The 13,985-nt window shown below is 63.3% G+C and carries 10 protein-coding genes; all 10 read left to right on the top strand.

Features of this window, described 5'->3' with window-relative positions:
- Positions 1 to 214: 214 nt before the first annotated feature.
- On the top strand, positions 215 to 1,147 hold the full coding sequence (locus C9383_RS05590) for an IS110 family transposase (protein ID WP_090365966.1): 933 nt from the start codon (positions 215 to 217) through the stop codon (positions 1,145 to 1,147).
- A gap of 260 nt (positions 1,148 to 1,407) precedes the next feature.
- Positions 1,408 to 2,367: an AAA family ATPase gene (locus C9383_RS05595; protein ID WP_060752625.1), complete on the top strand. Its 960-nt coding sequence runs from the start codon at positions 1,408 to 1,410 to the stop codon at positions 2,365 to 2,367.
- Between the two features lie 5 nt (positions 2,368 to 2,372).
- Entirely contained in the window at positions 2,373 to 3,305 is a 933-nt protein-coding gene (locus C9383_RS05600) for a DUF58 domain-containing protein (protein ID WP_090370667.1), read from the top strand.
- Positions 3,302 to 3,796 (top strand): DUF4381 domain-containing protein, encoded by a 495-nt coding sequence (locus C9383_RS05605; RefSeq protein WP_060752623.1) that lies wholly within the window; start codon positions 3,302 to 3,304, stop codon positions 3,794 to 3,796. Before C9383_RS05600 ends, C9383_RS05605 begins: the two co-directional genes overlap by 4 nt.
- Complete coding sequence (locus C9383_RS05610) at positions 3,789 to 4,877, top strand: vWA domain-containing protein (protein ID WP_060752622.1); 1,089 nt, start codon at positions 3,789 to 3,791, stop codon at positions 4,875 to 4,877. The genes C9383_RS05605 and C9383_RS05610 overlap by 8 nt, the downstream gene beginning before the upstream one ends.
- On the top strand, positions 4,874 to 6,613 hold the full coding sequence (locus tag C9383_RS05615) for a tetratricopeptide repeat protein (protein WP_090370665.1): 1,740 nt from the start codon (positions 4,874 to 4,876) through the stop codon (positions 6,611 to 6,613). Before C9383_RS05610 ends, C9383_RS05615 begins: the two co-directional genes overlap by 4 nt.
- Positions 6,610 to 8,250 carry a BatD family protein gene (locus C9383_RS05620; RefSeq protein WP_090370663.1) on the top strand — a complete coding sequence of 547 codons (1,641 nt, stop codon included), beginning with the start codon at positions 6,610 to 6,612 and terminating at the stop codon, positions 8,248 to 8,250. The genes C9383_RS05615 and C9383_RS05620 overlap by 4 nt, the downstream gene beginning before the upstream one ends.
- Positions 8,251 to 8,518: 268 nt before the next feature.
- A complete protein-coding gene (locus tag C9383_RS05625) occupies positions 8,519 to 9,760 on the top strand; it encodes an exonuclease SbcCD subunit D C-terminal domain-containing protein (RefSeq protein WP_060752619.1) in 1,242 nt (413 codons plus the stop codon).
- Entirely contained in the window at positions 9,757 to 13,395 is a 3,639-nt protein-coding gene (locus C9383_RS05630; protein ID WP_090370661.1) for an AAA family ATPase, read from the top strand. Before C9383_RS05625 ends, C9383_RS05630 begins: the two co-directional genes overlap by 4 nt.
- Positions 13,392 to 13,985 carry a glutathione S-transferase gene (locus C9383_RS05635; protein ID WP_090370659.1) on the top strand — a complete coding sequence of 198 codons (594 nt, stop codon included), beginning with the start codon at positions 13,392 to 13,394 and terminating at the stop codon, positions 13,983 to 13,985. The genes C9383_RS05630 and C9383_RS05635 overlap by 4 nt, the downstream gene beginning before the upstream one ends.

A 13,985-nucleotide genomic window follows, 5' to 3' on the forward strand; every position in this document is an offset into this window, starting at 1 on the left:
CCCCTTGTGTCTTAAGTCAGGAATAAACTGAGGGTGAGAGCGGTGAGTAGCAAGCTGAATGCCCCGAGTGCTCAAAGCACGTGTGGGAGCCCATGCTGCTACTCACCTCTCCGCTCTGGACATGAGCCCGAACAGTTGAACGAGCCCACCTCGAACAGTTACAAGCGTGGGCCAAGCCAGAGCGCTCTCACCCTGAGTGTAAGAGGATTTGGCCATGTTTTCCTATTCAGCAGGCATTGATGTTTCCAAAGACAGCCTCGAGGCTCGGATTCATTTACTTGAGGCTGGGGTAAGTTGTTCAAATACTGAGAAAGATTTGCCGGCGCTGATTGGATGGCTGCGGCTTTACCAGGTCAGCCGCGTGTTGGTGGAAGCGACGGGCGGTTACGAGCGAAACGTTGTTAAAGCGGCGCAAGCGGCTGGCCTTCAGGTCATTTGCGTTAACCCTCGTCGCGCCAAAGCGTTTTCCAGAGCGATGGGCCAAAAAGCCAAAACCGACCCGATAGACGCAAAGTCTCTTGCACAATTTGCAGCCGTCATAGACTCGCCAAGCGCCCGAATCACAAGCCCTGAGCATGAAAGACTGCGCGCATTGGTCCAGCAGCGAGAGCATTTTGTTCAGCAAAGAGATGACGACAGGCGGCGCCTGAAAACGGCGTCCTGCGATGCGGTGAAGCCTGCATTGCAGAGCCATATCGAGTATTTGAGCGCAGCAGTGGAAGCGATAAATCAGCTGATTCGTCAAAGTGCGAACGAGCTAGATCGCGAAAAGGTGGCTCGACTGTGCTCGGTCAAGGGAATTGGGCTGATTACGGCCAGCAGCCTTATGGCTTACCTTCCCGAGTTGGGCGAAATCGGGGGACGCCCGATCGCGGCACTTGCAGGCCTCGCGCCCTACAACAACGACAGCGGAAAGCACAAAGGTGCACGCCACATTAGTGGCGGAAGATTTGCAGCCCGCCGCTCACTGTATATGGCCTGCTGGGTGATCATTCGGGACCAGCCGGAATTCCAAGCTCGATACCAGTTGTTACGTGATAAAGGTAAATGCGCCAAGGTTGCACTGATCGCCTGTATGCGCGTTTTATTGGTACGCCTGAACGCGATGCTGCGTGACGGCACTGAATGGAAAGAGCACACCGCTTAGCACGGCAGCAGCTCTTTCGTTCAGCATTGCATGGCCTAGAGCTGTGGGAGTCTTGCTGCCTATGAATATGACTTCTGAATTGAATCCATTTAGACAGTTGCTCCCACATTGACGGCGTTCTGACACAATAATCCTACAAGTTTTGCCAAAAATACCGGTTATGCCGTTAGTCGCCGCCCCCCTCGATGCATTAAAGTAAGCGCCCCAGGCCCGGTGTTTTTGTTCGACGCCCGGGCTCATCTCTCCAGGAACCGTCATCGATGGAACATCGTGAAGCGCTGCTTGCGCTGCGAACCTTTCTTTCTACGCAGATTCTCGGCCAGGAAAAACTCATTGATCGCTTGCTGATCGCCCTGCTCGCCGACGGCCACATGCTGGTCGAAGGCGCGCCGGGCCTGGCCAAGACCAAAGCGATCAAAGAGCTGGCCGAAGGCATCGAAGCGCAGTTCCATCGTATTCAGTTCACGCCCGACCTGTTGCCCGCCGACATCACCGGCACCGAGATCTATCGCCCGGAAACCGGCAGCTTCGTGTTCCAGCAAGGGCCGATCTTCCACAACCTGGTGCTGGCGGACGAAATCAACCGCGCCCCGGCCAAGGTGCAATCGGCCTTGCTGGAGGCCATGGCCGAGCGTCAGGTCAGCGTGGGCCGTAGCACTTACGACCTGTCACCGCTGTTCCTGGTGATGGCGACGCAAAACCCTATCGAGCAGGAAGGCACCTATCCGCTGCCCGAAGCCCAGCTCGACCGCTTCCTGATGCACGTCAAGATCGGCTTCCCGGACGCCACCGTGGAGCGCCGCATCCTGCAACAGGCCCGTGGCGAGGCGCTCAACGGCGAAACCAAGCCTGAACGCCGGGTCAGCCAGCAAGCGATCTTCGCGGCGCGCAAAGAGATCCTCGGCCTGTACATGGCTGACGCGGTTGAGGAATACCTGGTGCAGTTGGTCATGGCCACGCGCACGCCAGCCAAGTTCGACCCGGAAATGGCCGAGTGGATCGCCTACGGCGCCAGCCCCAGGGGCTCCATCGCGCTCGACCGCTGCGCCCGCGCCCACGCCTGGCTGGCCGGTCGCGACTTCGTCAGCCCGGAAGATATCCAGGCGGTGCTGTTCGACGTGCTGCGCCATCGCATCATTCTGTCGTTCGAGGCCGAAGCGGCCGGCGTTGACCAGGACCGTGTGGTGCAGCGCATTCTCGACGTCGTTGCCGTCGCTTGAACCCCATGAACGCAGGCGATGGCATCCGCGTCACTCTCGGCGAATTGATCGAGATGCGCCATCGCGTGCGGGAAGTGCAGTTGTTTTCCACCCCAAGCCAGCGCAGCCCGTTGATCGGCCTGCACCACTCCAAGCTGCGTGGGCGTGGCGTCGATTTCGACCAGGTGCGCGTGTACCAGGCCGGGGACGACGTGCGGACCATCGACTGGCGCGTGACGGCACGCACCCAGGAGCCGCACACCAAACTCTTCCATGAAGAACGCGAACGGCCGATCTTCATCATGGTGGAACAGAGCTGCCGGCTGTTTTTCGGCTCGGGGCAGATGTTCAAGTCGGTGCTGGCGGCGCAGGCGGCCAGCCTGATCGGCTGGGCCGCGCTGGGGCACAACGACCGCGTGGGCGGGTTGGTATTCGGCGACAGCGAGCACTACGAAATCAAACCGCGACGCAGCAAACAAAGCCTGCTGCAACTGCTCAACCGGCTGGTGCGGGTCAACCAGAGCCTGAATACCGAACGCCATCCGGAAGCCGACGCCCTCGGCATGGCGCTGCGCCGTGGCCGCGAAGTGCTGCGCCCCGGCAGCCTGGTGATCGTGGTCTGTGATGAGCGCGCGCTCACCGAAGGCGCCGAACAGCAGTTGAGCCTGCTGTCACGCCATTGCGACCTGCTGCTGCTGCCGATCTCCGACCCGCTGGACCATGCCCTGCCGGCCGCCGGGCTGCTGCGTTTCGCCGAGCGCGGCGCAGAGCTGGAACTGGACACGCTGAACTTCGACCTGCGCCAAGCCTACAAGGCCCAGGCCGAAGCCCGCATTGCCCGCTGGGAACTGCTCGCGCAAAAGCTGCGAGTGTTATTGATGCCCTTGAGCACCCAGAGCGAAATGGTCGAGCAACTGCGCGAATACCTCAACCCGCAACGACCGGTTAAAAAGCAATGAGCAGCCTTGACCAACTGCAACCGCTGATTGCACCTCCCGCCATTGGTTTCTGGCCGCCTGCACCGGGTTGGTGGCTGTTGCTGCTGCTGATTCCACTGCTCGGTTGGGGCTTGTGGTGGCTGCGCCGCTTCCTGCCCAAAAAACGCCCCGTGGCTCGTGCCGAACAGCCCCTGGACCCGCTGCGCATCGCCGCCCTCGCCGAACTGGCCCTGATGCCCAAACCCTACGACGGCGCCCCGGCCGGGGCCTGGCTGCAGCAGCTCAACGGCCTGCTCAAACGCCTGTGCCGCAACGACTACCCCTACAGCCAGAGCCACACGCTCAACGGTCGCAAGTGGCTGGCCTTTCTCGACAACCGCTGCCCCGCTGCGGGCCTGACCCGCTGGATGGTGTTGGTGGAAGGCGCCTACAAGCCCGAATGCAAACTCGACGATAAAGCCATCGCGGGCCTGACCCAAGCCGTCGACACCTGGATCCGCAAACATGTTTGAGTTCGCCTGGCCGTGGATCTTTGCCCTGTTGCCATTGCCCTGGTTGATGCGCTTTATCCTGCCCGTGGCCGACAGCGGCGAGCCCGCCTTGAAGGTCAGCTATCTGGCCGACCTCGAAGGCCTGGCGCGCCGTCGCGCCCGCGTCAACCTGCCGGGCTGGCGCCAGCAAGCGCCGTTCGTGGTGTTATGGCTATTGCTGTTGACCGCAGCTGCACGCCCGCAATGGCTGGGTGAACCGCTACCGATTGCCGCCAGTGGCCGCGACCTGCTGGTGGCGGTGGACGTTTCCGGTTCCATGGATTTCCCCGATATGCACTGGCAGGACGACGACGTCAGCCGCCTGAGCCTGGTGCAACACCTGCTCGGGGATTTCCTCGAAAGCCGCGAAGGCGATCGCGTGGGGCTGATCCTGTTCGGCAGCCAGGCTTACCTGCAAGCTCCCCTGACCTTCGACCGGCACACCGTGCGCACCTGGCTGGATGAAGCGCGCATCGGCATCGCCGGCAAGAACACCGCCATCGGTGATGCCATCGGCCTGGCCCTCAAACGTCTGCGCCAGCGCCCGGCGCAGAGTCGCGTACTGATCCTGGTCACCGACGGCGCCAACAACGCCGGGCAGATCGACCCGCTGACCGCCGCACGCCTGGCGGCCGAAGAAGGCGTGAAAATCTACCCGATCGGCATCGGCGCCGACCCCGAACAGACCGGTTCCCTGGGGATCCTCGGCGTCAACCCGAGCCTGGACCTGGATGAACCCGCCTTGAAGGCCATTGCCGCCGCCACCGGGGGACGCTACTTCCGCGCCCGCGACGGCGACGAGCTGCAAAAGATCAAGGAAACCCTCGACCAGCTCGAGCCCGTGGCGCAACAACCCACCCAGGCCCGCCCGGCCCAGGCGCTGTACAGCGCGCCATTGGCCCTGGCATTGATCCTGAGCATGTTGCTGGTGATCCAGGAGCGCTGGCCCGACAACGCCTTGCAACGCGCCTTCAATAAACTCTCGAGCAAAGGCCTGTTCCTGCAACAGCATCCTGAGTGGCGCCAACGCCTTAAACGCCTGCGTTTGCGGAGGCGTCGATGATCGACCTGTGGCCGCATTGGTTCCGCCCCTGGTGGCTGTTGCTGCTGCCGCTGCTCGGCTGGTTGCTGTGGCAGCTGTGGCACCGGCAAAAACGCGCGGGGCGCTGGCAGGTGATCCTGCCGCCGGCCTTTCATGCGGTATTGCTCAGTGGCGGCAGCGGGCGCGAGAGCAAATCGCCGTGGGTGCTGCTGGGCATTGCCTGGCTGCTGGCGGTATTGGCATTGCTCGGGCCAAGCTGGCAAAGAGTCGAGCAGTCCAGCCAGAAACCCGCCGACCCGCTGGTGGTGCTGCTGGAACTGACCCCGGAAATGCTCGCCACCGACAGCCCGCCCACCCGCCTGGAGCAGGCGCGCCGCAAGCTCTATGACTTGCTGCAGGCACGGGGCAATGCGCCGACCGCCATCGTGGTGTATGCCGGCAGCGCCCACACCCTGGTGCCGCTGTCGGATGACCTGGGCACCAGCCGCAACCTGCTGGAAGCCTTGCGCCCCTCGATCATGCCCGAGCCCGGCCATCGCGCCGATCTGGCGGTGGACAAGGCGCTGGCCCTGCTCAAGCAAGGCGGCCTCGGCCAGGGGCGACTGTTGCTGGTGGGCTCGTCGCTGTCGAAACAGGAACGCCAGGGCATCCGCCTGCTGCTGCAAGGGGCGCAGGCCCCGGCGTTGTCGATCCTCGGTATCGGTAGCCGCGAAGGCACCCCGGTCACCCAGGAGAGTGGCGAGTTCCTCAAGGATGATCAGGGCGCGATCCTGGTACCACGCCTCGACAGCCCGACCCTCAAGGCCTTCGCCAGTGAAATGGGTGGCCGCTACCGCGCCGCACGTCTGGATGATAAAGACCTGCGCCAACTCGGCCTGCTCGACGGCCCGCAGGCCCTGCGCAACGACGGCCAACTGCTGCACCTCGACACCTGGGCCGACCAGGGCTACTGGCTGCTCCTGCCGTTGTTGCTGCTGGCCGCTTGCGCCGGGCGTCGCGGCTGGCTGTTCTGCTTACCCCTGCTGTGGCTGGGCGCGCCGCAACCGAGCTATGCCTTTGAATTCCAGGACCTGTGGCTGCGTCCCGACCAGCAGGGGCAATACCTGCTCAAGCACAAACGCCCGGCCGAAGCCGCCGAGCACTTTGAAGACCCGCAATGGCAAGGCGTGGCGCTTTACGAGGCCGGCAACTATGCCGAAGCGATCAAACGTTTTGCCGAGGGCAATGACGCCTATTCCCACTACAATCGCGGTAATGCCCTGGCCAGGTCCGGCGCCCTGGAGGCTGCGGTCGACGCCTACGAACAAGCCCTTGAAGCGCAGCCCGACCTGCAACCGGCGTTGAAAAACAAGGCCCTGGTGGAGAGCCTGATCCAGGAACAGGCCCAGCCCGAACCGGCGCAGCCTGTCAAAAACGAGGATGACGAAACCACCCAACCCGGCCAAACTGCGCAACCGGGCGCCAGCGGGCAAAGCTCTACCGGTGGCGAGCAGTCCACCCAGGGCCAGGGTGAAGCCGGCAATACCGACAGCCAGGCAAACGCCTCGCCAAAGGCCGGCGGCAATGAGGTGCCGGGCAGCGAGCTGGGTGATGAGCAAACCACTACGCCGCCCTTGCGCCCCACCGATGCCAGCCTTGACGGCGAACATCGCCAGGCCCTGGAGCAATGGCTGCGGGAGATCCCGGACAACCCCGGTGAACTGCTGCGCCGCAAATTCTGGTACGAACAGCAACAACATCAGGACAAGACTCGATGAGCCGCCGCACCACCCTTCTGCTCCTGCTCGCGTTATCGACAGGCCACGCCCAGGCGGCGAACCTGGTCGCCAGCGTCGATCGCAGCCGCGTCAACTCCGGTGAAACGGTGGAGCTGACGGTGGAGTCCAGCGACGTCACCCAATTCGGCAAACCCGACCTGTCCCCCCTCGATGCACAGTTCGAAGTCAGCGGCACGCGCCAGATCAACCAGCTCACCACCCTGGGCGGCGACAACCACGCCACCACGCGCTGGATCATCACCCTGCTGCCCAGGGAAAACGGCACCGTGGTGATTCCGCCGCTGCAAGTGGGCGACCTCAAGACCCAGCCGATCAGCCTGCAGGTGCTGGAAACCGCCAGCCAGAACACCAGCGCCGAACTGGCGCCGGTGTTCATCGAGGCCAGCCTCGACCAGAACAGCGTGTACGTGCAGGCCCAGGCATTGTTGACGGTGCGCGTTTACCATTCGGTGTCACTGTATGACGACAGCAGCCTGACGCCGTTGCAGATCCCCGATGCGCGGATCGAGCAATTGGGCGAATCGCGTACCTACGAAAAGGTCATCAACAGCATCCGCCATGGGGTGATCGAAACCCGTTACGCGATCTATCCGCAGCACAGCGGCGCCCTGCTGATTCCGGCGCAGACCTTCAGCGCCACGCTGGTCGAACCGCGCCCGCCCCAGGAAAACACGCTGCAAGGCACCAAGCCGGGCAAGCTGATCCATGTCAGCTCGGCCGAACTGCCGCTGACCGTCAAGCCCAAGCCGGCGCTGTACCCGGCGGATGCGCCGTGGATACCCGCACGCAATCTGACTCTGAGCGAAGCCTGGAACCCCGAGCCCGACCACCTGCAAGTCGGCGACTCCCTGACCCGCAGCCTCACGGTCAAGGCCGAAGGTCTTTCCAGCGCGCAACTGCCGGCCCTGCCGAGTACCGACGTCGGTGGCCTGCGGCGCTACCCGGATCAACCGGTACTCGGCAACCAGAGCAGCGACCGCGGCCTGATCGGCAGCCGCGAAGACCGCGAAGCGCTGGTGCCGACCCGCGCCGGAGCCCTGGAGCTGCCGGCAATGGAAGTGGTGTGGTGGAACACCCACGAAGACCACCTCGAACGCACCAGCCTGCCGCCCCGCACCCTGCAAGTGGCGACCAACCCCAGCCTGGTGGTGGACACACCCGCCACGCCGACCGTGATCACCGCACCGGACGATGACCGCCTGTGGCTATGGCAGCTCAGCACACTGCTGCTCGCCTGCACCACCCTGCTCGGCTTCGGCCTGTGGTGGCGCGCGCGCCGGCAACCCGCCGTACAACGCACCGCGCAGACCGGCCCGAGCCCACGCACCCTGCTCGACGACCTCAAGCGCGCCACCCAGGCCAACGACCCGCAAGCCACACGCCAGGCACTGGACGCCTGGGCGCGGCAACAGCCGGAAACCCTGGCGGACATGGCGGCGCGGTTCGTGCCGCTGTCCGACGCCCTGGATGGCCTCAATGGCGCGTTGTACAGCGAGAGCGGCCAGTACTGGCTGGGCGAAGACCTGTGGCGCGCCGTAAAAGCCATCCCCATGACCGAACGCACCCAAACCCCAGCCACCGACACCACCAGCTTGCCGCCGCTGTACCCCAAATAGCGGTGGGAGGGGCTTGCTCAAATGCCAGTCAGTTAAGCGATAAGCAGGCAGCGGGTAACCTGTGGCGAGGAAGCTTGCTCCCGTTGGAATGCGTAGCAGGCCCAGTCTTTTCAAACCATAAGCTGGGGCCGCTTCGCGGCCCAACGGGAGCAAGCTCCCTCGCCGCAGGGACAGCGTTGCGCCTTACTGACTGTGCATTTGAGCCGGCCCCCTCCCACAGCTTTACAGGTAAACTCCCCTCCTTTTCATCTTTTCCACGGAGTTCGCCTTGCGTCTGTTTCATACCTCCGACTGGCACCTGGGCCAAAACCTCCACGGCCAGGAACGCGACTTCGAACACGCCTGTTTCCTTGAGTGGCTGCTGGGCCAATTAAAAGCCGAGCAACCGGATGCGTTGCTGATCGCCGGCGATATCTTTGACACGGTCAACCCGCCGCTCAAGGCCCAGGAGCGCCTGTACGATTTCATCATCAGCGCCCACGAGCAAAACCCCAAGCTCACCATTGTGATGATTGCCGGCAACCACGATTCCGGCTCGCGCATCGAATTGCCGGCGCCGTTGATGCGCCGCTTGCGCACCCATGCGTTGGGCCGGGTGCTGTGGCTGGACGACGGGCAACTCGACGCCGAACGCCTGCTGATTCCCCTGCCGGATGCCAAAGGCAAGATCGCCGCATGGTGCCTGGCGCTGCCGTTTCTGCGCCCGGCGGAAGTCACCGGCGCACACTTGGGGGACGATTACCTGCGCGGTATCGGCCAGGTGCATGAATGGCTGATCGCTGCGGCCAAGGCCAAACGCAAAAAGGGCCAGGCGTTGATCGCTATCAGCCACGCGCATATGGCCGGTGGTTCGGTGTCGGAAGACTCCGAGCGCAGCCTGATCATCGGCAATGCCGAAGCACTGCCCGCCAGCCTGTTCGATAACCGTGTGGGCTATGTCGCCCTTGGTCACTTGCACAAGCCGCAGCAGGTGAATGGCGAAGAACGCATCCGTTATTCCGGTTCGCCGATTCCGCTGTCATTTTCCGAAATCGGCTACAAGCACCAGATTCTTGACGTAACGTTTCAGGGCGAGCGGCTGGTGAACGTCGAACCGCGCCTGATCCCCCGCTCGGTCAATCTGCAACGCCTGGAAGCCGCGCCCCTGGCCGATATCCTCAAGCAACTGGGCGACTTGCCCGACATCGACCTGCTTGCCGAAACCCAGCGCCACCCTTGGCTGGAGGTGCGTGTGCGCCTCGACGAGCCACAGCCGGACCTGCGCCAGCAAATCGAAACCGCCCTGCAAGGCAAAGCCGTGCGCCTGGTACGCATCGCCGCCGAATACGCAGGCGCGGGCAACCGCGAAGACCGCGATGAAGAGCGCCTGGTTGAACTCGACCAGCTCACGCCCCAGGAACTGTTCAGCCGCGCCTGGCAGGACAGTTACGGCAGCGAAGTGGATGAACAGACCTTGAAGGATTTCGCCGTGCTGCTCCAGGAAGTGCAACAGGAGGATGAACAGCCATGAAGATCCTCGCCATCCGCCTGAAAAACCTCGCCTCCCTGGCCGGGCCGTTTGAAATCGACTTCACCGCCGAGCCCTTGGCCAGTGCCGGGTTGTTCGCGATTACCGGGCCGACCGGCGCGGGTAAAAGCACGCTGCTTGATGCGTTGTGCCTGGCGTTGTTCGGTGCCGTGCCGCGCCTGGGCGACACCGGCCAGGCCAAGATGCCCGATGCCGACAGCGACATTTCCATCGGCGACCCGCGCACCCTGCTGCGACGTGGCACCGGCGGCGGTTACGCCGAGGTGGACTTTGTCGGCGTCAATGGCCGTCGCTACCGTGCGCGCTGGGAAGCCAACCGCGCCCGCGACAAGGCCAGCGGCAAATTGCAGAACAGCCGGCAAAGCCTGATCGACCTGGACAGCGATCAACTGCTGGCCAGCCAGAAAACCGAATACAAGGCCCAGCTGGAACAGGCCCTGGGCCTGAACTTTGAGCAGTTCACCCGGGCCGTATTGCTGGCGCAAAGCGAGTTCAGCGCGTTCCTCAAGGCCAACGATAACGAGCGCAGCGAACTGCTGGAAAAACTCACCGACACCGCGCTTTACACGCAATTGGGTCGCCGTGCGTTCGACAAAGCCAAGGACGCCAAGGAAGCCCACAAGCAACTGCAGGACCAAGCCACCGGTGTAGTGCCGCTGGCCCCCGAAGCGCGGGCCGAACTCGATCAACAATTGGCCGAAGCCCAGCAACAACTCAAGACCCGGCAGGCTCAGCTCAAGCAGTTGGAATTGCAACATACTTGGCTCAAGGAGCTACGCGAATGGCAGGAGCGCCGGCAAGCCGCCGCCGAACAGTTGCAGCACGCCGAGCAGCAATGGCATGACCAGGGCCAGCAACGCCAGGACTTAAGCCGCCTGGAGCAGTTGGCGGCGCAGCGCCATCATTTCGCCCGGCAGGCCGAACTGGGCACTTTGCTGGCGCCGCTCGCCACGCAGATTGCGCAGCACATCGAGCAGCAAACCGCGTTGCAGAGCCGACAAGAGCAGGCACAACAACAGCACGCCGCCGCTCAGTCGGCCTTGACCGAGGCCCTGAAACATCAGGCCGACGCCGTGCCGTTATTGCGCCGGGCCTTCGAAGAGCAGAGCACCCTCGCCCGCTTGAGCAAAGACCTGGCCAAGCGCACCGAAGACCAGCACGTGCAGGAAACCGCCTGCACCCAGGGCCAGGTCGCACTCGATGGCTTGTTGGAGAAACAAGCGCAAGTGGGCGAGCGCCTGCAACATCTGGCCAACGAACTTGAGCGCAGCAGCGCCCTCGCACCGCTGAGTGAGGCCTGGGCCGCCTACCGCGACCGCCTGCAACAACTGATGCTGATCGGCAATCGCCTGAGCAAAGGCCAGGCCGAACTGCCGCAACTGGAACAGCGCGCCAGCGCCGCCGCCGAGCAGTTCACCCAGCAGCGCGAAGCCTTGGAGCTGTTGTACCAGGAAGCCGGCGCCGAACCCCACGCCGTGGCCGAACAAATCCAATTGCTCGCCAGCCTGCTTCAGGACAATCGCAAGCAGCAACGCGCCTTCGAAGAGCTCACACGCCTGTGGGACAGCCAGCAACAGCTGGATCAACAGAGCGATGCGCTGACGCAAAAACTCGTGCAGGCCCAGCAGCAACGAGAAAAGCTCAACCAGGCGGGCCTGCAAGCCAAGGCTGAATTGGCCGTGGCCGAGCAAACCCTCACGGTGACCAAGCAATTGCTGGAGCGCCAGCGCCTGGCCCGCAGTGCCAGCGTCGAGGAGTTGCGCGAGCAGTTGCAAGACGACCAGCCGTGCCCGGTGTGCGGCAGCCATGAGCACCCGTACCACCAGCCCGAGGCGCTGCTGCAAAGCCTCGGCCGCCATGACGAAAATGAAGAGGCCACGGCGCAGAAAGCGGTCGACAGCCTCAAGGAAACACTCACCGAGCTGCGTGGCGAAGTGGGCGGTTTGATCGCCCAGCAAAAGGGTTTTCTGGAACAGCAGGAGCAGTTGGCGGCGCAGCAACTGGCGCTCAAACCCAGCCTGGAAGCCCATCCGCTGTACGCCGCGCTGTTCAACCTGGAGGCGCCTCAGCGCAGCGCCTGGCTGGCCCAGCAACTCAACCAGTTGACGCAAAGTATCAGCCAGGATGAACAACGCCAGGGCGCCCTGCTCAACCTGCAGCAAAACGCCGGGCGCCTGCAGCAACAATTGCAAGCCGCCCAGGAGGCCAGCCAGCAAGCGCGCCAGTTGCTGGCAGACCAGCAACGCGAGCTGTCCAATGACCGCGACCGCCTTGAAGAAGAACTCAGCGCCTTCGCCAACCTGCTGCCCGCCGCCACCCTGGACGGCCTGCGCCGCGAGCCGGCTGCGACCTTCATGCAGTTGGACCAGCAGGTCAGCCAGCGCCTAGAGCAACTGGGACAGCAGCGCGATGAACACGCCGAGCAGCAAGAGCGCCGGCAAGCCATCGAGAAAGAACAGACCCATCAGCAGCATCGCCAGCAACAACTGGAGGGCTTGCGTCAGCAGGTCGCGGAACTGGCTGCCCAGCAGCAAGCGGCCCAGGAAACACTCGGCACCTTGTTGGGCGAATACCCCAGCGCCGAACACTGGCAACAGCAATTGGACCAGGCGGTGGCGCAAGCTCGTCAACACGAAACCGACGCCAACCAACAGTTGCAAGATTTGCGCAACACGCTGATCCAGCTGGCCGCCGACCTCAAGGCCCAGCAGGAACGCCAACAGGCACTCAGCGCCGAGCAACACACCCTCGACCTGCGCCTGGGCGAATGGCGTGCCCTGCATCCCGAGCTGGATGACGCCGGCCTCACCCGCTTGCTGGCGTTCGATGACCACGCAATCAGTACGCTGCGCCAGCAGTTGCAACACAGCGAAAAAGCCGTGGAGCAAGCCAGGGTGCTGCTGCAGGAGCGCGAACAACGCCTTGCCGAACACCAGGCCCAGCACAATGGCAACCTGGAAGCCGAGCAACTGGACAACAGCCTCGCGGCCCTCAATCAGCACCTGACCGAAGACGAGAAGCACTGCGACGCGCTGCGCGCGCGGCAAGTCGAGGACCAGCGGCGTCAGGACGCCAACCAGGCGCTGGCAGAACAAATCACCCAGGCCTATGACGAATGGCAGCGCTGGGCACGCCTGAACGCGCTGATCGGCTCGGCCACCGGCGATACCTTCCGCAAAATCGCCCAGGCCTACAACCTCGACCTGCTGGTGCACCACGCCAACGTGCAACTGCGCCAACTGGTGCGCCGCTACCGCCTCAAACGTGGCGGCAGCATGCTTGGGCTGCTGGTGATGGATACGGAAATGGGCGATGAACTGCGCTCGGTGCACTCGTTGTCCGGTGGCGAGACGTTCCTGGTGTCGTTGGCGCTGGCGTTGGGCCTGGCTTCGATGGCGTCCAGCACGTTGAAGATCGAGTCGTTGTTCATCGACGAAGGCTTCGGCAGCCTCGACCCCGAATCACTGCAATTGGCAATGGACGCCTTGGACGGTTTGCAGGCCCAGGGGCGCAAGGTGGCCGTGATTTCCCACGTGCAGGAAATGCATGAGCGCATCCCGGTGCAGATCCAGGTCAAGCGCCAGGGCAACGGGTTGAGCACCCTGGAGGTCAAGTGAGCGAGGCGCTGCTGTATTCGTTCCGGCGTTGCCCGTACGCGATGCGTGCGCGCCTGGCCCTGCGTTATTGCGGGTTGGCCGTGCGCATTATCGAGGTGAGCCTCAAGGCAAAGCCGGCCGAGATGCTGGCGCTGTCACCCAAGGGCACGGTGCCGGTATTGAGTGTGGCGGGCCAGGTGATCGACGAGAGCCTGCCGATCATGCAATGGGCGCTGGCACAGCACGACCCTGATGATTGGCTGCTGCAAGGTGACCCGGCGGTGTTGGCGCTGATTGCCGAGAATGACCAGGTATTCAAACATCACTTGAATCGATACAAATACGCCGACCGTTATCCCGAACACCCGATGGAGCATTATCGGGCCGAAGGCGAGGTGTTTTTGCAGAAGCTGGAAGGTTTGCTGACCCAGCATGAATACCTGCTGGCTGAGCATATGAGCCTGGCGGATGCGGCACTGGCGCCGTTCGTGCGCCAGTTTGCCCATGTGGACCGGGAGTGGTTTGCCGCGACACCGTATCGGCGGCTGCAGAAATGGTTACAACGTTTTCTGGAGTCGCCGCTGTTTATTGCGGTGATGGCAAAACCCTGA

It is taken from the genome of Pseudomonas palleroniana, assembly GCF_003031675.1.
In the GTDB taxonomy this organism is placed as follows: domain Bacteria; phylum Pseudomonadota; class Gammaproteobacteria; order Pseudomonadales; family Pseudomonadaceae; genus Aquipseudomonas; species Aquipseudomonas palleroniana.

What these genes read in the sequence shown, in the direction of transcription:
- C9383_RS05590 (WP_090365966.1), top strand. Translation starts at nt 215, where the DNA reads ATGTTTTCCTATTCAGCAGGCATTGATGTTTCCAAAGACAGCCTCGAG.
- C9383_RS05595 (WP_060752625.1), top strand. Translation starts at nt 1,408, where the DNA reads ATGGAACATCGTGAAGCGCTGCTTGCGCTGCGAACCTTTCTTTCTACG.
- C9383_RS05600 (WP_090370667.1), top strand. Translation starts at nt 2,373, where the DNA reads ATGAACGCAGGCGATGGCATCCGCGTCACTCTCGGCGAATTGATCGAG.
- C9383_RS05605 (WP_060752623.1), top strand. Translation starts at nt 3,302, where the DNA reads ATGAGCAGCCTTGACCAACTGCAACCGCTGATTGCACCTCCCGCCATT.
- C9383_RS05610 (WP_060752622.1), top strand. Translation starts at nt 3,789, where the DNA reads ATGTTTGAGTTCGCCTGGCCGTGGATCTTTGCCCTGTTGCCATTGCCC.
- C9383_RS05615 (WP_090370665.1), top strand. Translation starts at nt 4,874, where the DNA reads ATGATCGACCTGTGGCCGCATTGGTTCCGCCCCTGGTGGCTGTTGCTG.
- C9383_RS05620 (WP_090370663.1), top strand. Translation starts at nt 6,610, where the DNA reads ATGAGCCGCCGCACCACCCTTCTGCTCCTGCTCGCGTTATCGACAGGC.
- C9383_RS05630 (WP_090370661.1), top strand. Translation starts at nt 9,757, where the DNA reads ATGAAGATCCTCGCCATCCGCCTGAAAAACCTCGCCTCCCTGGCCGGG.